The 21,951-nt window shown below is 43.4% G+C and carries 24 protein-coding genes; 9 read left to right on the forward strand and 15 right to left on the reverse strand.

Annotated features, from left to right (window positions below):
• Positions 1-96: 96 nt before the first annotated feature.
• The 6 genes from AC4II3_RS05800 to purS all read right to left on the reverse strand — a co-directional run bounded on the left by AC4II3_RS05800 (position 97) and on the right by purS (position 3,488).
• Complete coding sequence (locus AC4II3_RS05800) at positions 97-813, reverse strand: MIP/aquaporin family protein (RefSeq protein ID WP_488006366.1); 717 nt, start codon at positions 811-813, stop codon at positions 97-99.
• A gap of 16 nt (positions 814-829) precedes the next feature.
• Positions 830-1,288, reverse strand: coding sequence for an ArsI/CadI family heavy metal resistance metalloenzyme (locus tag AC4II3_RS05805; protein WP_488006368.1), 459 nt, complete (start codon positions 1,286-1,288; stop codon positions 830-832).
• A 284-nt stretch (positions 1,289-1,572) separates the two neighbouring features.
• The gene (locus AC4II3_RS05810; protein ID WP_488006370.1) at positions 1,573-1,899 is read right to left on the reverse strand and encodes an ArsR/SmtB family transcription factor; all 327 of its coding nucleotides are present in this window, start codon (positions 1,897-1,899) and stop codon (positions 1,573-1,575) included.
• Positions 1,900-1,913: 14 nt separating this feature from the next.
• The gene (locus AC4II3_RS05815) at positions 1,914-2,216 is read right to left on the reverse strand and encodes an MSMEG_0570 family nitrogen starvation response protein (RefSeq protein WP_488006372.1); all 303 of its coding nucleotides are present in this window, start codon (positions 2,214-2,216) and stop codon (positions 1,914-1,916) included.
• A 298-nt stretch (positions 2,217-2,514) separates the two neighbouring features.
• Positions 2,515-3,210: a phosphoribosylformylglycinamidine synthase subunit PurQ gene (purQ, locus tag AC4II3_RS05820; protein ID WP_488006374.1), complete on the reverse strand. Its 696-nt coding sequence runs from the start codon at positions 3,208-3,210 to the stop codon at positions 2,515-2,517.
• Entirely contained in the window at positions 3,207-3,488 is a 282-nt protein-coding gene (gene purS / locus AC4II3_RS05825; RefSeq protein ID WP_488006376.1) for a phosphoribosylformylglycinamidine synthase subunit PurS, read from the reverse strand. Before purS ends, purQ begins: the two co-directional genes overlap by 4 nt.
• Positions 3,489-3,767: 279 nt before the next feature.
• On the opposite strand from purS, the gene AC4II3_RS05830 reads away from it, so the two are divergent.
• Entirely contained in the window at positions 3,768-4,178 is a 411-nt protein-coding gene (locus AC4II3_RS05830) for a Fur family transcriptional regulator (RefSeq protein ID WP_488006378.1), read from the forward strand.
• A gap of 255 nt (positions 4,179-4,433) precedes the next feature.
• Positions 4,434-4,646 (forward strand): hypothetical protein, encoded by a 213-nt coding sequence (locus AC4II3_RS05835; RefSeq protein ID WP_070393310.1) that lies wholly within the window; start codon positions 4,434-4,436, stop codon positions 4,644-4,646.
• Positions 4,647-5,032: 386 nt separating this feature from the next.
• On the opposite strand, the gene AC4II3_RS05840 is transcribed toward AC4II3_RS05835, so the two are convergent.
• Together AC4II3_RS05840 and AC4II3_RS05845 are read right to left on the reverse strand one after the other, a co-directional pair.
• Positions 5,033-6,031 carry an SPFH domain-containing protein gene (locus AC4II3_RS05840; protein ID WP_488006380.1) on the reverse strand — a complete coding sequence of 333 codons (999 nt, stop codon included), beginning with the start codon at positions 6,029-6,031 and terminating at the stop codon, positions 5,033-5,035.
• Between the two features lie 316 nt (positions 6,032-6,347).
• Positions 6,348-6,779, reverse strand: coding sequence for an NfeD family protein (locus tag AC4II3_RS05845; protein ID WP_424103169.1), 432 nt, complete (start codon positions 6,777-6,779; stop codon positions 6,348-6,350).
• A 227-nt stretch (positions 6,780-7,006) separates the two neighbouring features.
• Here AC4II3_RS05845 and AC4II3_RS05850 point away from each other — a divergent pair, with 227 nt between their 5' ends.
• Complete coding sequence (locus tag AC4II3_RS05850; RefSeq protein WP_488006383.1) at positions 7,007-9,001, forward strand: PP2C family protein-serine/threonine phosphatase; 1,995 nt, start codon at positions 7,007-7,009, stop codon at positions 8,999-9,001.
• Between the two features lie 226 nt (positions 9,002-9,227).
• Positions 9,228-9,455 (forward strand): ferredoxin-thioredoxin reductase variable chain, encoded by a 228-nt coding sequence (locus AC4II3_RS05855; protein ID WP_488006385.1) that lies wholly within the window; start codon positions 9,228-9,230, stop codon positions 9,453-9,455.
• A 177-nt stretch (positions 9,456-9,632) separates the two neighbouring features.
• Here AC4II3_RS05855 and AC4II3_RS05860 read toward each other — a convergent pair whose 3' ends face one another.
• The 4 genes from AC4II3_RS05860 to AC4II3_RS05875 form a co-directional block, all read right to left on the reverse strand.
• Complete coding sequence (locus tag AC4II3_RS05860; protein WP_488029116.1) at positions 9,633-9,857, reverse strand: hypothetical protein; 225 nt, start codon at positions 9,855-9,857, stop codon at positions 9,633-9,635.
• Between the two features lie 70 nt (positions 9,858-9,927).
• Positions 9,928-10,773, reverse strand: coding sequence for a YdcF family protein (locus AC4II3_RS05865; protein ID WP_488006389.1), 846 nt, complete (start codon positions 10,771-10,773; stop codon positions 9,928-9,930).
• 120 nt (positions 10,774-10,893) lie between these two features.
• Positions 10,894-11,211, reverse strand: a complete 318-nt coding sequence (locus AC4II3_RS05870; protein ID WP_488006391.1) for a hypothetical protein — start codon at positions 11,209-11,211, stop codon at positions 10,894-10,896.
• A gap of 137 nt (positions 11,212-11,348) precedes the next feature.
• Positions 11,349-12,665, reverse strand: coding sequence for a DUF2252 domain-containing protein (locus tag AC4II3_RS05875; RefSeq protein ID WP_488006393.1), 1,317 nt, complete (start codon positions 12,663-12,665; stop codon positions 11,349-11,351).
• A 414-nt stretch (positions 12,666-13,079) separates the two neighbouring features.
• On the opposite strand from AC4II3_RS05875, the gene AC4II3_RS05880 reads away from it, so the two are divergent.
• Positions 13,080-13,559, forward strand: coding sequence for a DNA phosphorothioation-associated protein 4 (locus AC4II3_RS05880; RefSeq protein ID WP_488006395.1), 480 nt, complete (start codon positions 13,080-13,082; stop codon positions 13,557-13,559).
• A 55-nt stretch (positions 13,560-13,614) separates the two neighbouring features.
• On the opposite strand, the gene AC4II3_RS05885 is transcribed toward AC4II3_RS05880, so the two are convergent.
• Positions 13,615-15,216 (reverse strand): DGQHR domain-containing protein, encoded by a 1,602-nt coding sequence (locus AC4II3_RS05885; RefSeq protein WP_488006397.1) that lies wholly within the window; start codon positions 15,214-15,216, stop codon positions 13,615-13,617.
• Positions 15,217-15,665: 449 nt separating this feature from the next.
• Between AC4II3_RS05885 and dndC the strand changes: the two genes are divergently transcribed.
• The 3 genes from dndC (at position 15,666) to dndD (ending at position 20,064) form a co-directional block, all read left to right on the forward strand.
• Positions 15,666-17,216 (forward strand): DNA phosphorothioation system sulfurtransferase DndC, encoded by a 1,551-nt coding sequence (gene dndC / locus AC4II3_RS05890; protein WP_488006399.1) that lies wholly within the window; start codon positions 15,666-15,668, stop codon positions 17,214-17,216.
• A 21-nt stretch (positions 17,217-17,237) separates the two neighbouring features.
• Positions 17,238-17,825, forward strand: coding sequence for a DUF924 family protein (locus AC4II3_RS05895; RefSeq protein WP_488006401.1), 588 nt, complete (start codon positions 17,238-17,240; stop codon positions 17,823-17,825).
• 238 nt (positions 17,826-18,063) lie between these two features.
• Positions 18,064-20,064, forward strand: a complete 2,001-nt coding sequence (gene dndD / locus AC4II3_RS05900) for a DNA sulfur modification protein DndD (protein ID WP_488006403.1) — start codon at positions 18,064-18,066, stop codon at positions 20,062-20,064.
• Here the strand turns inward: dndD and AC4II3_RS05905 are convergent.
• Positions 20,054-20,608 carry a hypothetical protein gene (locus AC4II3_RS05905; RefSeq protein ID WP_488006405.1) on the reverse strand — a complete coding sequence of 185 codons (555 nt, stop codon included), beginning with the start codon at positions 20,606-20,608 and terminating at the stop codon, positions 20,054-20,056. The genes dndD and AC4II3_RS05905 overlap by 11 nt on opposite strands.
• A 189-nt stretch (positions 20,609-20,797) precedes the next feature.
• On the opposite strand from AC4II3_RS05905, the gene dndE reads away from it, so the two are divergent.
• A complete protein-coding gene (gene dndE, locus AC4II3_RS05910) occupies positions 20,798-21,193 on the forward strand; it encodes a DNA sulfur modification protein DndE (RefSeq protein ID WP_488006407.1) in 396 nt (131 codons plus the stop codon).
• 22 nt (positions 21,194-21,215) lie between these two features.
• Here the strand turns inward: dndE and AC4II3_RS05915 are convergent, their stop codons facing one another.
• Positions 21,216-21,827: a DUF2062 domain-containing protein gene (locus tag AC4II3_RS05915; protein WP_488006409.1), complete on the reverse strand. Its 612-nt coding sequence runs from the start codon at positions 21,825-21,827 to the stop codon at positions 21,216-21,218.
• Positions 21,828-21,951 lie beyond the last annotated feature (124 nt).

Consider the following 21,951-nt stretch of genomic DNA (forward strand, 5'->3'; position numbering starts at 1 on the left):
TGCCTATTGCCTATTGCCTATTGCCTATTGCCTATTGCCTATTGCCTATTGCCTTGCTAAAACCCATTTTAAATGCGTTTTAGCTTAGCTATGCTTTTACTGAATATCCCGAAATCCATGGGAAAGTTGCCGATAGGCAATCACGGCTAATTGCGCTCCTACAATTGGGGCAACCCAATAAATCCATTGATGTTGCCAAATCCCAGCTACTAGGGCTGGCCCCAATGAACGGGCTGGATTCATGCTGGCACCGGTAATTGGTCCGAAGCAAGCTGCTTCTAATGCTACGGTTAAGCCAATAGCCAAACCAGCAAAGCCAATGGGAGCACGGCGGTCGAGACCAGAGCCTAAGATCACAAACATTAAGATAAAGGTGAGTACTACTTCCAGCACTAAGGATTGAAACCAGTTCCCTTGTAGAGGCAGAGTTGCGCCAAGATCAGCAACATACCCCAGTGTCAACAACAGTAATGTTGAAGCAGCGATCGCACCAATGCATTGAGCCAGGATATAAGGTAACACCTTGCGAGCGGGAAAAAAGCCACTAGCCCAAAAAGCAAGAGTCACAGCTGGGTTAATATGGGCATCGCTAATATGTCCTGTGGCATAGATTAAAGCAGCGACCACTGCTCCAAACACAAAACTGACGCCCAGATGAGTTAAGGCTCCACTAGTGATGTGATTAACCATGACAGCACCAGTGCCAAAAAAGACTAAGATAAATGTAGCCATGCCCTCAGTTACTGCCTCTCGCCAGCAATGGGATATTAATGGCCAGAGAGTTTGTTTGGGTATCAGTTTGCGGATTCTCATTTAATGGTGATCTAATTTATCCACAGCAGGAAGATGTAACAGTATTGGATTCCTGCTGAGAATTGTCGGTAATCTTCAGATTCAAGTCGGGTGCAGTATCTTCGACGTTCACCACAAATACTTCCCAGCGGTTACCATCTGGGTCACTTACCCAAACTTTATCCTGGATAGCATAGCAACAGTGAGTGTTCTTTTCTTCTAACACCTCTAGTCCTGCAGCTTGAAAACGCTTGATCTGAGCTTGTACGTCTTCTGTCGTTTCAACCTGTACACCTAGATGAGATAATGTCCCACCAGAGTGCATGATGTTGGGGTTTAGTTCTAGGGTGAGATTGAGGGGCGGATTTGCCAAATCAAATTTGGCGTAGTCCGCTTTGTATTTAACTGGAGACACACCAAACATGGCGTGGTAAAATGTCACAGATTTGTGAAGGTTAGTGACATTTAGGGAGACATGAGTTTTGAGAGTAGCCATGAATATCCCTCCTGTTTTACTAATTAGTTGATTCTAATATATCAAAAAAAATTGATTTATTGCTTAAAGAATAGTTAAGCCATCGGCTGAATTGGCTAATGGTATAGCGCTACGCGCAAGGCAACAGGCAACAGGCAACAGGCAACAGCAGTGGGGTAGGGTGCGTTAGGGAAGGGCTTGCACTGATTTTCCGTCTCGTGGCCAGCGTTAGGATAGCCCGCCCCGTAACGCACCACCAGGTCAAACTGATCAGAGCCCTAGAGCCATTCAATTTAGACCCTAAACTAATCTGAGCAACAACTACGGGTAGGTACCATCACAGCTGTGCGACGAAATTCTGCCAAATATTGCTCTAAAACCACAAACTGGGGCAAATTCAGGCTGTAGTACATCCACCGTCCCTGTTGACGGGGGCGAATCAGACCAGCTTGTTTAAGGGTTTTCAGGTGAAATGATAGTTTTGATTGCTGGACATTTAAGCGATCGCATAAATCACACACACACAATTCTTGCGATCGCAGTAGCTCAATCACTGCCAGGCGAAGGGGATCGGAAAGAGCATGGAAGCCAGCGAGGATAGTAGTGGAGTCTGGAGGAGAAGTGGCTTGCATCAATTTTTATTGAATTATTCTGTGGGTTGGACATCGATAAATTTGAGTAATCGCACTTTTGGATCAGATAGATTACTATACTTCTTCGCTTTGTCTTCTATTATCTTCAGTTGTCCTAGTGCTTTGCTACAAGAGAAACCAAATTGAGCTTTGACGCGATCACTACCATCGTTAAGCGCAGTCCGAGACAGTGCCACAAATTCCGAAAGGGAATAGTCTTGCTCAGCATTAAAATATTTCTTGACCACTAGAGAAGGGGAATAGCAAAGTTCTTGTTCACCATCAGGCCATTCAATTTTAAAGCGAGTTTCAGGCATCTTCTTATCTTATCGAATTTTCGATTTTCGATTTGGAATTCTTTATTTTACTAATTATAACGATAAACTTTAACAAATACTCGTCGTCCAGTTAAGGGCTAATCTCTGCTTCCTTTTACTTTTTAAAATACCCTTTCCAGCCTTGACAGCCAATAATTTGAAAAATTATAAACTTCAGTTTATGGCAATATTTATCAGTCAACCAGATCCCGTATAATTGCAATCTGTTGCAGACAGATAAGGTTTAGGGAACCCATGTAGCAGTCGCGGTTATCGGTAATTAGTGGTATCGAAAACACTAGCAATTGTTAAAAGTCTTTAACAAACTCTGAAACAATCTCATCCCATCGATATTGCCTAACATCGGATCAGCTGCTCGTTCTGGATGGGGCATCATACCTAAAATTTTGCCAGTGGTATCACAAATTCCGGCAATGTTATTTAGGGAACCATTGGGATTACCGGTTGTCTCTATCTCTCCTGAAACAGTAGCGTAACGAAACAATACCTGATCATTATCTTCGAGAGCTTTGAGAGTGTCAGCATCAGCGTAGTAGCGCCCTTCACCATGGGCAATAGGTAGATTTATAATTTCTCCTGGGTGATAAGCTGTAGTCCAATATAAATCAGTGCGCTCTACTTTAACTGGAACGCGATCGCAAATAAAATGTAAGTCGCGATTTCTGACTAATGCCCCTGGTAACAGCCCCATTTCGGTCAGCATCTGGAAACCATTACAAATGCCTAGGACAAATTTACCCTGTTTAGCATGGTCTACCACCATTGGCATGACTGGAGAAAACCGGGCAATTGCGCCACAGCGAAGGTAATCCCCATAGCTAAAGCCCCCTGGGAGTACCACCACATCTAAGTCAGAAATATCGGTTTCCTGATGCCAAACCATCCTGGTTGGACATTGGAGTAAGCTAGTTGTAACATAGGCCAAATCACGATCGCAGTTTGACCCAGGAAAGACCACCACCCCAAATTTCATGCTTCCACTCCTAGTTGTGCTGAAATCTCAACCAATTCAAAGCGATAATTTTCAATAACTGGGTTGGCTAAGAGCTGGTCACAGATCTGATTCAATTGCTCTCGCGCCATATCTTCATTAGCAGCACTCAGCGTCAGTTCGATATATTTACCAATACGCACCTGTTCTATACTCTCATAGCCTAGCTGCTTCAGTCCTGACTCAACAGCTACACCGGCTGGATCCAATACAGAGTTTCTAAGTGTAACATAAATAGAAGCCTGATATTTGTTAATCACAACTCTCCCCTTTCACTATATAATGATAATGGATATAATATCAAGGATGAACGATCAAGGATTAAACAAGTCTATCAATTAGGTGACTTATAGGTTACTGAGCAACTAGTATTTTTTTCAGCTGCCACAGCGCGTAACTATCAATAGCCTAATCCAGGGATTTGGGCACAGCCGCGCTCATTGTTGCTGATGATCCGTTTATCATTCATCCTTCTTTACAGTTTGAACCAACAAGCACCATTAACATCAAAAAAATTATAGGATATTAAAAAAAGATTAATGAAAGGCCAACGCACCCGCTCCCAAGAGCGAATTCTGAAACTGCTCACAAGCTTGAATCGGGCTATGTCGGCCCAAGATCTTTATGTCGAGCTGCGCAAACGTAAGCAATCTATGGGTTTAGCTACAGTTTACCGCGCTTTGGATGCTTTAAAACTAGAAGGAATGGTGCAAGTCCGGACTCTTGGTAGTGGAGAATCCCTCTACAGTGGTGTACAAAATGATCAACATCACCTCACTTGTCTCAATTGTGACATGTCTATTCCTATTGAAGAATGTCCCATACCTCAATTACAGAATAAGTTGCAAGATTCTTATCAATTCACGATTTTTTACCATACCTTGGAATTTTTCGGATTATGTGAACAGTGTTCTGTAACCAATGCTACAGAATCTCAAGAGTCAGAATGAGATAATACCGTAATCACCTACAACAGCCATGCTAACAGACGCTTGGTGATGCTCGCTTAGCGGCTTAGCTAGCCAAAGACACGATCCCAGTACAATGTACAATTTTCAATGGAACATTGAACAGGGATTCAGTGTCATCTAAATAATCAAAAGCTTAAAAAAGGGTGATAAGTACTTTAGAGGCATAGTCCAAATTGGCTTTTGCTAGACTTTCAGCCTCGAAGGTACATTCTTATTTTAATAGGTGCTTGTGTTATGGCTAATATCAGGGAAGTTGTACAAAAAGCACTCAAAACTGGCTATTTGAGTGTGACAGAAGAGGATAAGCTACGGCAGCTTTTAACCAGAAAATATCCACTGGAAGACTTAAATGCCTTCATGAAGCTACAGCTAGCTGTGATGAATGGTTATGTTAAGCAAGAATCTCGTGAGATGTTCTGTTCCAAGGAACTTTCTCAAGGGATTTAGGTGTCCTGTAGTTATACCAGCGCCAACCAGTTAAAACTGCGTTGGCTAGAATCGCTGTCAACAGACTCCTATATCCCTTGGCTGTATTAAGAGCTGTGGATTTACTCTGTTTTTACTTTCACCATTCAACGGTCATAGTATCGATTAGTGTGGTGGTGGCAAAACCAATCAAGAGTTACATTGTTTAGGTCTGGCGGGGTAATGGTAAGCAAGAATATTCCTTAATTTTCCATTACTGTCAATCACCCTAATTTTACCATAGAAAAAATCGAGGAGCTTGCAACTCTGCCATCGGGAGTGGCGCTCCTCTGCCTAAAAGTTTTTTTAAGCTTAGACATAAAACATACCTAAACGGGGATACCCGTCTAGGTATGGGTGATTTACTATCAACTCCCCCTTTGATTTACATTCATACCTAGGGAATTGGGGTTAACCTGGTCTCCATCACCGACAATCGAACGCATGCCTTCAATGGTTGCCGGAATGCTGCGAGGATCCATAAACATAACTTTACTACTCTCGCTAGTGCCAACTTGCATACCCATATCGATATAATTCTGAGCCAGTAAAAACTGGAGGGCATCACGAGCATTGGGGTCATTATTAAGAGTCTTAGCCACAATTTTCAGAGCCTCAGCAGTGGCTTGTGCCTTGAGAACCTGCTGCTGTCGTTCTGCCTGCGCTTTGAGAACGATTGCCTGTTGTTGCGCTTCAGCGTCCATAATCGCAGCTTTTTTACGGGCTCCAGCATCTAACTCTAGTGCCTCGGCTTTACCTCTGGCAGTGTTAACCGCAGATTCTCGTTCCCCTTCAGAGGTCAGAATTTTTGCCCGCTTATGGCGTTCTGCGGACATCTGTAACTCCATTGATTCCTGCACTGCCTGAGACGGCACAATATCCCGCAGTTCAACCCGCGTGACTTTAACTCCCCAAGGATCAGTGGAAATGTCTAATTCCCGCAGTAGGGTTTCATTGATTTGAGAGCGAGCGGTAAAGGTTTGATCCAGTTCCAGTTTCCCCATTTCAGCTCGAATCTGGGTTAGCACCAAGTTCTGCATGGCGGAGCGCAGGTCTTCAACCTTATAGTAGGCTTTCTCCATATCCATGATCCGCCAGTAAACCACAGCGTCAACGGTAATGGAAACATTGTCGGAGGTGATACAAGGCTGAGGTGGCACATCAAGGACTTTTTCCCGAATGGTTTGCTGGTAAACCACTCGCTCAATCACGGGAATGACAAAGTTGAGCCCAGGTTCGAGTTTTTTGCCACTATATTTTCCTAATCGTTCCACTAAGGCTTGGTTTCCTTGATTAATAATCTTGACGGAACCGAGAAGACTTGAACCGCCCAAAGCCAAAAAGACAAGCAAAAACCACTGTGACACGCTCTTTCCTCCCTTTCGGGTAGTGTTTTACAAATTTGTTGTTAGAAGAGGAGCGGATGGGTGGGGGAGGGCAGAAAACTTATTTAGACTAATTTAGTCTGATTCTCAAGTGCTTGAAGCTGACTTTATGACCCTCTGTCCAACCTGACTGTTCCACGTATCTTTTCTCAAAAAATACTGGACTGGGTGAGCAGGGAGACTCCCAACAACTAGTAACTAGGGGGGTAATAGATCTAACGTTGACTCTATTACTCCATCACCCTATTAACCCATCACTATCCCCTGAAGCTGGCAGAGCACCCATGGTCGATCAGCTTCAGTCGTGCAATAGGTGATGAGGCACAACAATCAGGGTAGTGCCTTCCCTGCGCACTACGTAGACTTTTTGGTTGGATGCGATCGCATCTGCATAGTCTTCACAACGGGCACGCCATGAGTTGCCTTCATAGAGTACCCGTCCAGTTTCCCCTGGCAGAATTTCTGTCAAGGTTTGAGCTTCCATCGCATCCAAATTTTTTCCCACTCTAGCAGGAGGCATCAGGCGACGGGATAAAAAGACTGAGGCAGTGGAAAGCAGCAACCATAACCCCACTTGTAGGGTATAAGATATGGGCAAAATCGATATCAAAAATCCTACCACCAAAGCACTGATGCCCATCATGAAAGCAACAAATGCTGTTGGCACAAACAGCTCGACTAAGCACAGCATTGACCCGGCAATTAGCCAAAGCATCGAGGAACTTACCATCGGCTCATAATATACAGGGTATCGGGTAAGTAGTTGCAGGTAACTCTACTTTATTTTGTCTAACCTCAGACAAAGATCGCTCGTTGCTGAGTTATGTTAATTTTCTTGAATCTACTAGACAACTTTGAGAGAAAATGTTTAAAAGCTCAAACACTCCTTTTTCTAATTTATCTCAGCCGTCTAGAATTTGACCGTATAGCCGTAAATTAACTTCATAGGTATTAGCCGTGGATCGTTATCTTTGGGCAGTGGGTTCTGCTGCCGTAGAGCTACCAGTTGGAGAACAAGTGGCAGACCGCTACCAGGTAGTTGCCCCGCAAATTTGGCAGGATATGCAGCCAGAACTGCCACCGGATTTTCCTGAACAACTCAACGGCCATATCCTTCCTTACCTACGCTTGTATTCCCAGTGCCTCCATGTGCCAGAGGTTTATGGGATATGCCAGTTGCCACAGCAACGGAATTTTCTGTCTACACCTGGTCAAGATGTAGTCATTTTGCTAGAAAATGCCCCGATTGATGCCAATGGCAACTTATATCCCTCAATGGAGTCGATGTGGACATCTGCTACTGCAGTGCGTCAAGTCTATTGGCTTTGGCAAATTTGGGAATTATGGATACCCTTGTCAGAATTGGGTGTGGCTTCTAGCCTTTTAGTGCCAACTAATTTGCGAGTTGAAGGGTGGCGGCTGCGACTACGGGAATTATATCGGGATACCATGGCTGATACGAGTCTATCACCAGTTGTACCGTCTAATGGTCTAGAGGATAGGGGATTTGATACATTGGTTTCCCGAGACTCTCCTGCCGAAGCGACTTCTGTGAGTGAACCCTCTGTGGATGCTAGTCTTAAACAGCTAGGAGAGTGCTGGGAAGCTTGGTGTCGCAAAGCCTCAGTGTCTGTGGCGGATCAGCTACAAGCTATTGCCCAACACCTGCAAACTGAAAACCCCTCCTTAAGTGCGATCGCATCCCAACTTAACCACCTATTACTTGAGCAAGCTGCTCAGCAGCCGTTACGCTTACAAATTGCTGGTATCACGGCAACTGGTTCAAGTCACAGCCACAATGAAGACAGTTGCTATCCTACTAAGGCTGACTTGATTAAAGACCCAGAGCAATCCCAAGACTCCTTGATTCCCCACCTGTCGATTATTTGTGATGGTATTGGTGGTCACGAAGGGGGGGAAATTGCTAGTCAGTTAGCACTACAGTCGATTAAATTACAGGTTCGGGCATTACTGGCTGAATTGAACGAAGATCCGGAGCTGATGACACCAGAACTCGTAACCGAGAATCTATCAGCAATTATCCGGGTTGCCAATAACATGATTTCTTCTCGTAACGATCAACAAGAACGAGAATCCCGGCGTCGCATGGCTACTACCTTAACTCTAGCGCTACAACTTCCCCAAATGGTCAATACACCAGAAGGTAAAACCAATGGTCACGAAATCTATATCGCTAGTGTAGGAGATAGTCGTGCTTACTGGCTTACTCCTGACTATTGCCAGCAGCTAACTGTGGATGATGATGTAGCTACTCGGGAGGTCAGGCTTGGTCGTAGTATTTATCGACAAGCCTTGCAGCGTACTGATGCACAAGCACTCACTCAAGCCTTAGGGACAAAGGAGGCTGAATTGCTTCGTCCCACTGTGCGACGCTTTATTGTGGAAGAAGATGGTTTGCTGCTGCTGTGTTCCGATGGCTTGAGCAACAACAACTTGATTGAAAAATTTGGTCGAGATTTACCGGAAAAAGTCAATAGCCACCGAATTTCCCTCGAATCGGCGGTTGAGTCTTTAATTGACCTGGCCTTTAAACATAATGGTCAAGATGACATTTCGGTAGTCATAACACACTGTGCTGTCTCTCCCCAATATCCGACAGTGCTAAATTTGGGAGACATCTCTAGCTCCAAAGAACTACAGGTGGTTAATATGGAGCAGCAAACCGCTCTGACTCCATCAGTACCAGCGGAAATTACTACAACCAATGACAATAAACCCGAACCCACCCGCTCATACCGGGATTGGATTAGAGCCTTGTTTGGGCTGCTGGGGGTAGTCGGTATACTTGTTGGGGCTGGTGCTATTTTACTGGCTACCCAATGGATACTAGCTCCTGAGGGCTTCCAGAAAATGCGCGATCGCTTTTTCCCATCACCGGATCCAAATCTACCAGAGTCTTCACCTACCGAGCAGGAGCTCCTAGATAACTAAGGGTGAAACTAAGGGTGAAAAAACTTCCTATTATAATCTATTCTTAGAATTTTAACCAAGAATCATCCGCATCAGACCAGGGAACTAATGCCATTAAACCTAAATTTTGTTTATGCTCACAACTGTGCTCAATGTAAATAACCCACTCTGTGAGACAATAAGAAGGTTCCCTGAGCAAACCCTAGCTTAGGTAAGGGATGTCCGTATAATAGTTAGAGTTACTTATATGAAAGTTGGCGATCGCGTCCGAGTCAAAGAATCAGTTGTGGTATATACTCATCCCGAACACAGGAATAAACCTTTTGATATTAAAGGTCTCGAAGGGGAAGTTACTGGAATAATTTATGAATGGCAAGGTAGGCCAGTCAGCGCCAATTTACCAATACAAGTCAAGTTTGACAAAAAATTTAAAAAAGTTCACTTCCGTGAAGATGAACTAGAAATTCTATCGTAGGCGGTTATATTATTAACTAATACTATAAAAGTCAATTATAATCACCATCACAGGGATTTTTAAACAGGTAGGCACGGATAGGATAAAGTTAGATCATTACTGTATATATATTATATCTATTGATATCTATTACTATCCGTGTTGAATTGAATTTTTTAAACCATCTTTTATTCTAATCTAGGACTTGCGGCGACTGAACCAACCAAAAAGGTTGATATCACCGCGCATTTTTTCTAATTCCTCTCGATGGCGTTGTGCTGTCAAATAATACCACTGACAATAGTCTTCAAATTCTTGTCGATGTTCTACTTCTTGGCTAAACTCATAAGCTAGCTGGTAAGTGGCAAACATATCAGCTGCTGGTGGTGGTGCTGGGACAATCCGTTGGAATTCTTCTGGCATGGTAACTAGGAAAATAATCAAGGATAATATTTCAGCAACAATAATAATCTTGTCATACCCAACCACCTTGTCATACCCAACCGCGAATGCGATAAGCTACTATTCCAATGTATTCCTTGATAGCACGGGTAATCCTAGACAATTGATCAGCATTTGGAAGAGAATGTAGCAAAGCAGCTTGACTACTGCTGCTAGGTTCATCCAGTTCATGTTGGGACACTAGAAAATCTGTGGGTGCTGGGATCACATCAATACCCTGACGCCGGAACACTAGGACAGAACGAGGCATATGGATGGCCGAAGTTACCAATAATACCTTGCGCAAATCCCGCTGATCCAAGATTTTGCGCACATTGACCGCATTTTGGTGAGTGTTTAAAGACCTAGACTCTTGTATAATAGCGGTTCTCGGAACACCAAGGTCTTCTAGAATCTGTGCCATGTCTTCTGATTCAGAGGCCAACTGTTGTGAGGATTGACCAGTCTGGGAAGAAAGTCGTTGGCTAGAGTTATTACTACTGGAACCCCAAACAATCCGACCACCAGCAGGAATCACCCAGGGAGCTTTCCCTTCACGGTATAGCTGAGCACCATACAGAACGCGATCGCCTGCTTCATCCACTTCTGGAGTAGGTCGTGGTGGAAAAGGCGGTTTGGTCGCTCCCCCTAAGATTACGATCACATCAGCCTCAGGTAATTCTGAGGTAGGAAGATATTGCCACTCCAGAGAGCGTATTAAGCTGTTAGTCACCCAAGTATTACTTGAGACCAACAACACAATTAATGCCAAAGCCACGGGTATCGGTACCCAGCGAGGGTTGCGCCAGGACATTACCAAAGCTACTACCAGTAGCACACAAGCCAGGCCCAAGGGGTACAGAAAGAGTGGCAATAGCTTTGAGAGAAATAAAAACATTTTAGATTTTAGTTCTAAGTCAGAAAGTACTCAATCCAAAGCAAGTTCTTCTAGATTAGCCCTAGCTTAAATATCTTGGTATTTACCTGTGACCAATGAGCAATAATTAATTCCTCTTGCTCATCGTCTAAAAAATCTACTAATAGGATTGAGTGACCCTTCTGAGCGGTTCTTTTCTCTAGCTTGTCGTTGCTGTACAGCTAAACGGATGCCAGTTAAGTCAGAAGAATCTTCCTCGGTATACTCTGCCTGCTCGGGTTGTAAGTCCCTAGGTTTGTCTGGGTGCTGCCACCAGTCAACTATCAAACCACCGGCTAAAGCGGCAATGCCACCAAATAGTAAGCTGAATTGGATGTCGTATCCCAGCAAGGCAAGGGCTAAGATAAAAAACACCAAAATTTGAAGCCCGCTTAAAAAACCGTCTCTGTTACCGTTCATGTCATTAAATCTAAGGTATTTAGCTGTTTTGTTTCTAAGTTAGTTTTGTTTCTAAGTTAGAGGTTAGATGTTTTCAACCTTTCCCCTGTGCCATCTCAACGGATTACATTCTACCAAAGCCAATTGAACTAAAACGATTAGTCACAACCGCTAGAGCAGCTATTGGGTTTGAGCTTTTCGAGAAAGTAACCATAGTCTTTCTTAACTTGATCAGCATAAGTCAAAGCCACTTCCCTTACCAATTGCCGAAACTCCTTGTGGCGACCGTCAGTCAACTCATCCACCTGTTTGTCTATGGAATAAGGCACTAAGGTGGCATCAAAATCTTTGTCAGCTCGTGCGTGAGCTGTTGCCAACACTTGACCCCATTGTTCAGCTAGCTTAACAAAGCGTTTCTCTTTAGTTAGCTCAGTGATATCAAAGGTTTCCTTAAATGGCGATCGCTCTCGCACTGAGTAATACCCATCCCCTAGTTTCATCCAGCCCAGGTGATTATCGGTGTGCTTGGTTAAGGCTCGATAGGCTAAAGCGTGACGTTGACCCTCATTGTTAAAATTTTTATCATACTTTTCCCGTTCCTCCTGACTTAGGTAATCATAGGCAGTAGGGGAAGATTGGAATTTAATGTCCAAGATCCGGTCATCCTTCTGGGAAGAGGTCTCACCCTCAATCAGGACATAATAGCGGGGTATTCCTAAGGAACCAGTGCCAGCCAGTAAGCGTTGCGCAATATCTTTGACTCGGAAGTAGTCCTCATCATATTTAAACTTTTTTGTCAAGGTTTTCTTATAATCTGCGATCGCATTCTGAATATCCTGTCGCTCGGAAGCAGTAGGTTTGCCTAACTTAACCTTGGATAGATCGAAGCGACGCTTATTTCCATCCAGTTCTGTCCATTTTTTCAACATTTTTTGGCGGCTTTCGCTAGCTTCGACTCCTTCTAGGAAGTCATCCAACTTCCCATAAGTATTGTCTTTAGTGAAGTAAGTCTCTAGTTCACGATCATTACCGCGATAGGAGGCCATAGTATCAAGATAGGACTCACTGAAGGCATCAATCCCGTTGTTTTGTTCCTCAGCAGATAAACCATTCTGACGACCGACCAATGCTAAACTAGCTGCCATGCGCCAGACATCATATTGGTAATCGGCGATAATGGCATCATCAAAGTCATCAAGTGCGTAAACGATTTCCCCTCGATTATTTTCATAGGCTCCAAAGTTCTCGGCATGCATATCCCCCGATAACCAAATCTTGGTTTTGGCATTTCCAAATTCCTTGAGGCGATTATCCCCAGCAAAATCTTTCCAAAATAGTTGGTTAGTGCCACGGTAGAAGACAAATTCAGAACAAGCCATTTTGCAATATTTAGTTTCTCGATCTTGCTTGGAAATGTCACTGTTTGCTTCCTGAATCGTTTTCACGACTACCGTTGCACGATCCTTGGTTTTCATTGGGGGGTCTGATCGATCGGGGGAGGAACAGGATACGTTAGTCACTAAAAGTAGGATTGCGAACGCACTCACATAAACTAGTTTTTTACAAGTCTTCATCATTATTACGTTAATCTATGAAACATCAATCAATAGATCTCTAATAGCAAAGGGAACAGGGAACAGGGAATAGGGAACAGGAAACAAAAATTATCACAATTCCTACACGGATCCCTAAAGAGGCTATTCCTTTACATTTCTTCATGTTTCGTTGTCTTGATGGCTTACTGGCTTTCATGGTTGGTAAAATGTTTGCTTATTGCTAACTAAGGGAGTTTTCAGGGGGAAATATGGTATAATCCATAGATTACCGCACTTTACGCTTTTTGCGATTAGGATTGTGCATAAGATTTATTAAAACTAGACACCAAGAGAATGGCTGGAAACAGAATCAGGGTTGCTAAAGATAAGGCGGCTTTGGTGAAAGACCTAACCGCTTCCGATGGAAAAACTGGACCGTTTCAGACTTATGCTGATGTGATGGTGTTTGCAGCTGCTTTAGGAGTAAAGCGTCAAAAGCGATCGCCCCTGAAATTAATTTCTAAACGAGAACCTGGTCCGATTGGATTGGAAATTTTTGTCTCAAGGGGATATGAGGTAGTAATTAAATTAATTGCGATCGCTGAGATTAAGGATACTAAAATTCTCTCTTCTATCGATAAAGAGTCTGAGGAAAAACGCATCTATATTTTTGAGGAGTATGCCAATGGAGGGCTTGATATTTTGCGCAATGAGTTGCGAGGAGCAGTAGACTATTCCGAGCGACTTTTGTTAATTTTAAATAATGATAGGTATAAGAAGAAAGAATCTACAGCAAATGAGCAACAGGAGTTTGATTTGAGTCGATTTTTGTGATAGCTAGCTGCTACACTTGCCAGATAGGAAAGTGTAGAAGCTGTCACTAATTTCGTTACAACTGAGGTGGTAATCCTACCTCCTTCAGTTTCACAAATTTACCCTCAAAGCTGATCCCTTGATCTTTGCCAACACTCCTGGCATTAGCCACAGCGATGCGCAGTTGAGCACGTTCCATACGTTCTGTAACACCACCCAAAAGATATAACATCACTTTGGAGGCTAACTCTCGTCCAGAAACTAGCACTCGCTTTCGATTTGGGTCATACAAAATGCCGTACCAAGGGGATTGTGGGTGATCGATCTGACTAAAGCCACCTGAACCATCGTATTTTTGAAGTTTCTCGAAGATGGTTTTGAGGGAGAAATCCTTATTAAATACTAGGATAGCCAAAGCTTGAACGAGGGCGATTTGTCCTACTGGACGGAATAGCATGTTTCCTTCTCCTCCACCCCTTTCATGGTTAAACCGACGCAGCTGGGGTGTTTCTTTTCCATGGTCGAGCTTTTGATAGCTGGGTAAACTAGCTAGATAGTCGAAAAGCTCTGTCAATGTCTTAGTTCCCATCTCTAGTTCTTCATCTTCAGGACGCATGGGAATTAGACCTTTTTCACAGGGTTTCCAGTGAGGAAATTGGTAGCCCAAATAGAGCTCAGATATATGTTTGAGAGCTTGTAAAGTAGTCAATACTGTTGACTTAGCTGAAACCGTAGCGCTATCCCAATTAACCCGAGGATTACGATTTTCCATCTCCCTTAGCAGAGGATGAGTCATGGCAATTTTTCTAGCAACGATTGAAAAGCCATCGTCTTCATTGAGCAACGCTAGTTGTCCTTTGCTCAACCTTACTGCCATCAGGTTAACGTGAGCAAAGATCGATCGGATCCGTCGCCGTGCTTCTTCACGGGTTTCTCCCTGAACGACAGCAGGAATAAACTCAATACCAATTTTTTCTGTCGCTAGACTTTGGAGATAACCTGGTGAGATGTGATACTCCTCAATCAAGTCATCCACTGTAATCAATGAGCCAATTGGCTTTTTCCCTTTGCTATATTTTTGGAGCGTACCAATTTTAATCAATTCCATCAGAGCCTGGATTCCCATCAGTCGATGCTGACCGTCTAAGGCAAAAATTGAAACATGGTCTGAAACATCAAGCAGTCCGACTGTGCGATCTTTATCTAAACTGGTGAACTCAGCTGCCGACTGCCGAGCGCGTTGATTCTTATCCCACTGAGCAGCTTGGGCATTATCTACCCACCCAGAGCTAAGCACTACCAGGACTGGCGGAAACTTGTGAGTTTTGCGGGCTGCTAGATATTGAGCCAGAGCAGCTTGACGTGACCAATCAAGGGGACGCTGCTGAAGCGCTTCTATAGTATCGGCATCCCTGACGATATTGTTCGTTTGTTGATCAAACTTTTGCTGAAATAGCGGCAGTTGGGAGGCGTAGCGGACGCGAATCGCTAACCATTCCAGAGTGACTGAGCCAATAAATGCCTCTGTAGTGCCCATGTGAGTTTTCTGCACCAAGATTTGATCGTTTCTAGCCAGATGCCTATCGAGCAATAACGCCAGCGCCTGTCGATCTTGGTTTTCTTGTTCAAGTATTTGCTTGGCGAGGTCATTCGGATGATTTTCAGTTTTGATCACCATAGTTTTAAACCAATAATGCTGCGTTGTAGACGCTATCGATAACTATTTTGGTTCTTCCGAACGTAGTATGTAAAAAATCTCTGAAACCTATGCTGCGTGGTGTTTTAGGCTAAAACTGCTCAAAACTGACTTCAAATCTCGCAATCAATTAACAGATGACGGCTACAGGGTTTTATCCAACACACCAGGTTCCGAAGAACCAATAGTTTTAACACTAGCACAAGTTTTTAACAATCAAATTAGCTGATTTCCCTATACTCGTGGTTCGATAGAGTAAAACTATTAATCATACCAATTTAGGAAGAAAAACGTTAGATCCACTGTCAAGAAATTTTTTTCAAAACTTGGGATAAGCTCGAAAAAAGGACTAATCTGTCAAGCCTTGTCTTAGCAGAGAGTCAACGCCCCGCTCTTGCCTAGAGGGGGTTTCCCCACTCCCGTGACGTCAGATGAATCAGGTAAAATTATCAGAAAATAAGCCAAAAAATCGGACTGTGGCTGAGCTGGTGGAAGAGATTACTGCTCTGACCACTGAAATTCAACAGTTGTACTGCTTAGACGCAATTCCCTGGGTGATAGGGTATAGTGGTGGCAAGGATAGCACCGCAACTCTACAGCTGGTATGGAATGCGATCGCAGCTCTGCCACCAGAACAGCGAACTAAGACTATCTATGTCATCACTACAGACACTTTAGTAGAGAATCCCATTGTTTCAGCTTGGGTTCGCAATTCCCTAAAACAGATTAAGTTGGCGGCTGAAGCTCAAGGATTGCCCTTTGAACCCCATCTCTTACAACCGGAGGTTAAAGAAACCTACTGGGTAAGTTTAATTGGCAAAGGTTATCCAGCCCCACGGGGCAAATTTCGCTGGTGTACGGAACGTTTGAAAATTAAACCGTCTAACCGTTTTATTCGGAATGTTATCCGATCTAGTGGAGAGGCTATTGTTGTTTTAGGGACTCGCAAAGCTGAAAGCCAACAACGGGCAAGACGGATGAAAAAAATGGAAGCTAAACGAGTACGTGCTCGTTTAACTCCTAATATGAATTTACCAAACTCCTTGGTTTATAGCCCCATTGAAGATTGGCAAAATGATGAGGTTTGGCTCTATCTCATGCAATGGCAAAATCCCTGGGAATACAGCAATAAAGATCTATTTGCTATGTATCGAGGGGCTAGTGCTGATAACGAATGTCCATTAGTTGTAGATACCTCTACTCCTAGTTGTGGTAGCTCTCGTTTTGGTTGCTGGGTTTGTACACTGGTGAGTCAGGATAAATCCCTGACAGCGATGATTGATAATGACGAAGAAAAGGAATGGCTGGAACCTTTACTGGATTTGCGCAAGGAGTTGGAGCCTGGAGAAAACCGTGAGCGACGAGATTTTAGACGTAGCAATGGTAATGTCCAACTGTATGAACGGAATTTAGATGGACAAATCTCTGTTGAGCCGATTCCTGGTCCTTATACCAAAGAAGCACGGGAGTATTGGCTGAGGAGATTGCTTACTGTTGAAACTGACGTTCGTCAGAATTGTCCAGACAATATGGGGGACATCACCTTGATTAGTCAAGAGGAACTTAGTGAGATTCGTCGCATCTGGCTAGAAGAAAAACACGAATTTGATGACAGTTTGCCCCGCATCTATGAGGAAGTTACTGGCGAACCCTTCAAAGACATCCGTCCTGGCGCTGAAAACCGTCTCCTTGGTGGTGATGAGTGGCAGGTCTTAGAAGAAATCTGTGACAATGATGCTATGCATCTCGAACTAATGGCAAAACTGCTAGACACAGAACGCCAGTATGTGACTAGGTCTCGTCGTATTGGTATCTATGAGGCTTTGGAGCGGTGCTTTGACACTAGTTCTCGGTCTAAAGAAGATGCGATCGCTAATGCTCACTTGAAACGAGATTTAAAAACGGCTGCTGATGAAGGGGATGTTGACACTGTCAAGCAGCTGGCTTGGGCAAACTTGAAATTTCCAGTCCAAAATTCGTAATCATTCAAACTAGAGTAACTTATGATCAAGGCTTTGGATAGATCTAATCAGATATTAAATTTCTGGTTTGGTAAGCCGGATGAACCAGATTATGGCAAATCCCGAAAAGTCTGGTTTACTAAGAACCCAGATTTTGACCAAGAAATGCGATCGCGTTTCCTCGACATCTATCAACAGGCGGCGTCTGGCGAGTTAGATAACTGGCAAACATCACCCTATAGCTGCCTAGCGCTAATTATCTTACTTGATCAGTTTCCTCGTAATATGTTTCGGGGTCAACCCCAAGCTTTTGCCACTGACTCCAAAGCCTTGTCTACTGCCCAGTATGCTGTTGATCAAGGTTTTGACAAAGAATTTTTACCAGTCCAGCGCTGGTTTATCTACTTACCGTTTGAGCATAGCGAAAATCTCGAACATCAGCGCTATTGTGTTGAATTATTCTCGACTCTTAAAGATGATCCCGATAGTGCCAGTACCATTAATTATGCCTATCGTCATCTAGAAGTGATTGAACGTTTTGGTCGCTTTCCCCATCGCAATAAAATTCTTGGTCGGGTTAATACTCCAGAAGAGGAGGAATTTATAAAACTGCCCGGTTCATCATTTTAGCGTTAATTATCGAAAGTAAAATCTCAATAGTTACCTTTCGACAATTCACAATCAATATAGCGTTTATCAGAGTTATGAGGTAAACCGTTGTTTTTTCTTTTCCCTATTCCATCTTCTCTAAAATATCAAAGTACCTCACTTATTAAAAAAATTGTATAAACGCCAATAAACAGTTATTAATTTGTGGTTCTCAATCTAATGTATAAACTTTGTAATCAACTTCGTACTTAAAAAACTGGTGATTTTCCTTGAACTTGTCCTAGAAAACTTTGGCCCCTATCTCGGGCGTCAGGTGATCAATCTCTGTCCAAAAAGGGATGATAACTCTCGACCTATTATTCTAGTCGGTGGTATGAATGGTGGTGGTAAAACCACTATGATGGATGCGATTCGTCTGGCTTTATATGGACACCGCGCTCAATGTTCCACCCGTGGCAATTTGAGTTATAGCGACTTTCTAACTCAGTCAGTCAATCGCAATGCCTTACCTATTGACAACACCCGAGTGGAATTAGTTTTTGAACATATCGAGAACGACCAGCCCATGGAGTATCGGATTGTACGCACTTGGACAAAAAAACCGAAAGATGGTAAGGATAACTTAGGAATTTTAGAGGGAGACTGGCTGGATTCTGCCCTAACCAATACTTGGGACGAGTACATTGAAAATCTGTTGCCCTTAGGAATATCAAACTTATTTCTTTTTGATGGGGAACAGGTTAAAGAACTAGCAGAAGTAGAAGCACCACCCCCAGTTGTTGTGGAAGCGATTCGATCCTTACTTGGTCTAGAACTTGCTGACCGCTTAGCCATTGACCTTGATATTTTAGTGACGCGCAAACGTAAATCTATGGCGAATCAACAGCAACTTGCTAATTTAGAAGATATCGAAAAAAAACTTTCCTCTCAACAATCAGACTATGAGCTAGCTAAACAAGAGTTAGCCAGTATTCAAGAACAGCTAGAAAAAACTAGGGAAAAACAGCAACAAGCTTTTGATAAATTTGTCTGTGATGGTGGCAAAATTGCAGCCCAACGGAATCAACTAGAGAGTCAACTAAATCATTACAATACTAAAGCTGAACAAATTCGTGAACAGATGAGGGAATTAGCAGCTGGTATTTTGCCTCTATCGTTAATTGACACCCTACTCACCCAAGCTCAAGCTCAAGCAGAAAAAGAATCGCGGGCATCACAGGCCAAACTAGCTAGAGATATTTTACAACAGCGTGATCAACGTCTGGTAGATTTATTGACTTCCCTGAAGTTGCCTGCTAGAAAATTTGATAAAATTAAAGCGTTCTTGGGAAAAGAAAATCAACACATAGAGCAAGAGGCTGGGGAGGGTAAAGACGCTTGGTTAGGAGCTGAAGAAGAAATGTTTCATTCCCTAACTAATCTCCTGACTTACTACCAACCAACTCAAAAGCAATTAGCTGAAGAGCAATTAGTTAACCGCGAAAATCTGGAAGCAGATATTAATGCCACTAAACGACAACTAGCAACAGCTGCTCCTCCGGAATCCTATCAAGAACTCGAAGATGCACTAAAACAGGCACAAACGGAATTGGCTCAAGCTCAAGCAGCTTACGAAATCGCTAAACGCCGCTGTGATAAATTAGGATATGCGATCGCAGAAACTAAAAAAGACTTAGCCAGGTATGGTGAGGAAACCATCGACCGCAAAAATGATCAGCATATGCTCGCCGCATCTGCTAAAGTCCAACAGAGCCTTAAGGTTTTCCGGGAACAGTTAACTATCAGAAAACTGAATAAATTAGAACATGAAGTAACCGAATGCTTTCTCTATCTCCTCCATAAATCTGACTTAGTCCATCGAGTTGCCATCGACACCAACAACTTCAGCCTATCCCTGTACGACCTACAAGGAAAAGTTGTACCGAAACATCGTCTATCCGCTGGGGAAAAGCAATTATTAGCGATCGCATTATTGTGGGGACTCGCCCGTGTTTCTGGACGTAATCTACCCGTAGCCATTGATACCCCCCTCGGACGATTGGACTCCTCCCATCGCAGCAACCTAGTGGAACGTTACTTCCCTGCTGCCTCCCATCAGGTGATTCTGCTGTCTACAGATACGGAAATTGGTAAGGTCGAAGCTCAACAATTACGAGAAGCTGATGCGATCGCACAACAGTATCTGCTAAATTATGACCCAACTAAACATCGGACAACCGTGGAATCGGGTTACTTCTACTCAGAACAGGTCACGGCATGACCATAAATGTTGTTGACTCTCCATGCAATTTGTCTTGGAGTGCTTCTGAGACAGGGTCTAAAGTAATCCTGTATTCTCCTTCTTGCTCCAAGGTAATTCTAGGGCCTCCTTGATATAGCTGGCGCTCACTAGGATGCGCAGTATCAGACCAACCCACCGCCTCCCTCAGACTCCTGTGATCGTTACAAGAATCCAAATCCCCTGGTATAGGATCACAAGGGTAATAGAAAACTGGACTTTGCAAATCGACCATGAACTGTTGTTGGCTACCATCTGGTAGATAGAGAGTCATTTTCAAGGGAATCGGGTCTAAGATCTTGACAGGCTCGCTAACAGCTTTAAAAGCGAATTGGACAGTTTCCCCAGCAGTAATTGGTTGCTCTTTATCTAGTATTGCCCGGATGGTTAGAGGTTTTGACAGTAACTGTGCTTCTTCTACTAACTCTTTTGTATCATTATAGCCGCAAGCAGTAATCAATAACGGGCTAATCAATAGGGCAATGGCGAAGACAGTTTTACGAATGTACATGGAAGTTAATCCCATCGCTATTTACAATCAAAGACGCCAAATTGCCCTAAAAAGTTCTACTGATTGCTGAGTAATTATAGGTAAATACTGACCTTAATATTGCTATCGTTTTACATGAATTAAAATTCCCAAACTATCACCACTTTGGGCAAATACTAAGGTACTTTTTCCAGAAACAGTAAACCTGAGTTCATTAATTTATTCATGCAACCCCCAATCAACCAAATCATACTTTCCCAAACTGCCAAAGATCAACTTATTAAACTCAAACGTCAGACCAAAATCCCTCAGTGGAATGTCCTTTGCCGCTGGGCAATCTGCCGTTCCCTCGCTGAACCGACAATGCCCTCCCCGGTTCCCATATCTGCCGATAGTAACCTTGAACTCACTTGGAGTGTGATGGCAGGAGATATGGCTGATCTGCTCCTGATTGCTCTCAAACAACGCTGCCATAACGATGGCTTAAGTTTGGAGCCAGAAACCCTAGCGAATCAGTTTCGTCTGCACCTTCATCGAGGTATTGGTTACTTAGCAGGGGATACTACTATAAAAAAAATTGAGGATTTAATTGCCCTGGGTGTTATCAAGGATGAACAATGAAGTATCAAGTCTTACTCAGGACTCAGGAGTTAGCACTATAGTGTTCACTGCGGTGCGTTCGGGAAGCCGTTCCAAAGGAACATCCCTTGTTCTGATGGTGCAAGGCACGAGAAGTCCGCAATCGATAGATCAGCTGGACACTCAACCAATAACTAACCACAGCACAGACCAATCCAACGGCAAAACAACCAACAAATAAGGTTAGGACAATTTCTGAGCCCAATTCTGTAAATCCCTGCCAAGATTGCAAACTCACATTAGCCAAGTCATCCCGGTTAAGTAGCCATTCACCCACGTGAAAGTTGAATGCAAAAATTGGTACATAAGTCAAGGGATTACTAATCCAAGTTCCAGCAGTAGCAGCTATTTTGTTTCCTCGCAAGAGTATCGCCAGCAAAATCCCTATAATTAACTGGAGACCAAACAGGGGAAAGAACCCAGCAAACACACCACATGCTAAACCTCGTGCGATCGCTTCTGGTTTTCCTTGCATACGAACTAAACGCCAATATATGTATTTTAGGCGTCGTCTAAAAGTTACCCTTGCTCTGATCGACTTTCGTTTACCTAGGTCAAGGGGTTTGGTGGCTGATTGTAAAGGCTGTGGGTAGCTTGACAGGGATTTTCTAGACATTTTCGCAAATCAACCAGCAACCCTCTAGCAACTGGGGCAGATTATTCTGGGGCACATTATTAGTCAGCAGCTGATCATTACTGTAGCGGAAAATTCGCTTAAAGGCGAAAGCCAAAGGCCAAAG

The organism is Moorena sp. (genome assembly GCF_982860115.1).

Bases quoted from the DNA above. Each gene is read 5' to 3' on its own strand.
- AC4II3_RS05810 (WP_488006370.1), bottom strand. From the start codon at position 1,899: ATGCAAGCCACTTCTCCTCCAGACTCCACTACTATCCTCGCTGGCTTC.
- AC4II3_RS05880 (WP_488006395.1), top strand. From the start codon at position 13,080: ATGGCTGGAAACAGAATCAGGGTTGCTAAAGATAAGGCGGCTTTGGTG.
- AC4II3_RS05800 (WP_488006366.1), bottom strand. From the start codon at position 813: ATGAGAATCCGCAAACTGATACCCAAACAAACTCTCTGGCCATTAATA.
- AC4II3_RS05805 (WP_488006368.1), bottom strand. From the start codon at position 1,288: ATGGCTACTCTCAAAACTCATGTCTCCCTAAATGTCACTAACCTTCAC.
- dndC (WP_488006399.1), top strand. From the start codon at position 15,666: ATGAATCAGGTAAAATTATCAGAAAATAAGCCAAAAAATCGGACTGTG.
- AC4II3_RS05885 (WP_488006397.1), bottom strand. From the start codon at position 15,216: ATGGTGATCAAAACTGAAAATCATCCGAATGACCTCGCCAAGCAAATA.
- AC4II3_RS05865 (WP_488006389.1), bottom strand. From the start codon at position 10,773: ATGTTTTTATTTCTCTCAAAGCTATTGCCACTCTTTCTGTACCCCTTG.
- AC4II3_RS05870 (WP_488006391.1), bottom strand. From the start codon at position 11,211: ATGAACGGTAACAGAGACGGTTTTTTAAGCGGGCTTCAAATTTTGGTG.
- AC4II3_RS05835 (WP_070393310.1), top strand. From the start codon at position 4,434: ATGGCTAATATCAGGGAAGTTGTACAAAAAGCACTCAAAACTGGCTAT.
- AC4II3_RS05815 (WP_488006372.1), bottom strand. From the start codon at position 2,216: ATGCCTGAAACTCGCTTTAAAATTGAATGGCCTGATGGTGAACAAGAA.
- purQ (WP_488006374.1), bottom strand. From the start codon at position 3,210: ATGAAATTTGGGGTGGTGGTCTTTCCTGGGTCAAACTGCGATCGTGAT.
- AC4II3_RS05905 (WP_488006405.1), bottom strand. From the start codon at position 20,608: ATGGGATTAACTTCCATGTACATTCGTAAAACTGTCTTCGCCATTGCC.
- AC4II3_RS05845 (WP_424103169.1), bottom strand. From the start codon at position 6,779: ATGGTAAGTTCCTCGATGCTTTGGCTAATTGCCGGGTCAATGCTGTGC.
- AC4II3_RS05855 (WP_488006385.1), top strand. From the start codon at position 9,228: ATGAAAGTTGGCGATCGCGTCCGAGTCAAAGAATCAGTTGTGGTATAT.
- AC4II3_RS05875 (WP_488006393.1), bottom strand. From the start codon at position 12,665: ATGAAAACCAAGGATCGTGCAACGGTAGTCGTGAAAACGATTCAGGAA.
- AC4II3_RS05915 (WP_488006409.1), bottom strand. From the start codon at position 21,827: ATGTCTAGAAAATCCCTGTCAAGCTACCCACAGCCTTTACAATCAGCC.
- AC4II3_RS05860 (WP_488029116.1), bottom strand. From the start codon at position 9,857: ATGCCAGAAGAATTCCAACGGATTGTCCCAGCACCACCACCAGCAGCT.
- AC4II3_RS05830 (WP_488006378.1), top strand. From the start codon at position 3,768: ATGAAAGGCCAACGCACCCGCTCCCAAGAGCGAATTCTGAAACTGCTC.
- AC4II3_RS05895 (WP_488006401.1), top strand. From the start codon at position 17,238: ATGATCAAGGCTTTGGATAGATCTAATCAGATATTAAATTTCTGGTTT.
- dndE (WP_488006407.1), top strand. From the start codon at position 20,798: ATGCAACCCCCAATCAACCAAATCATACTTTCCCAAACTGCCAAAGAT.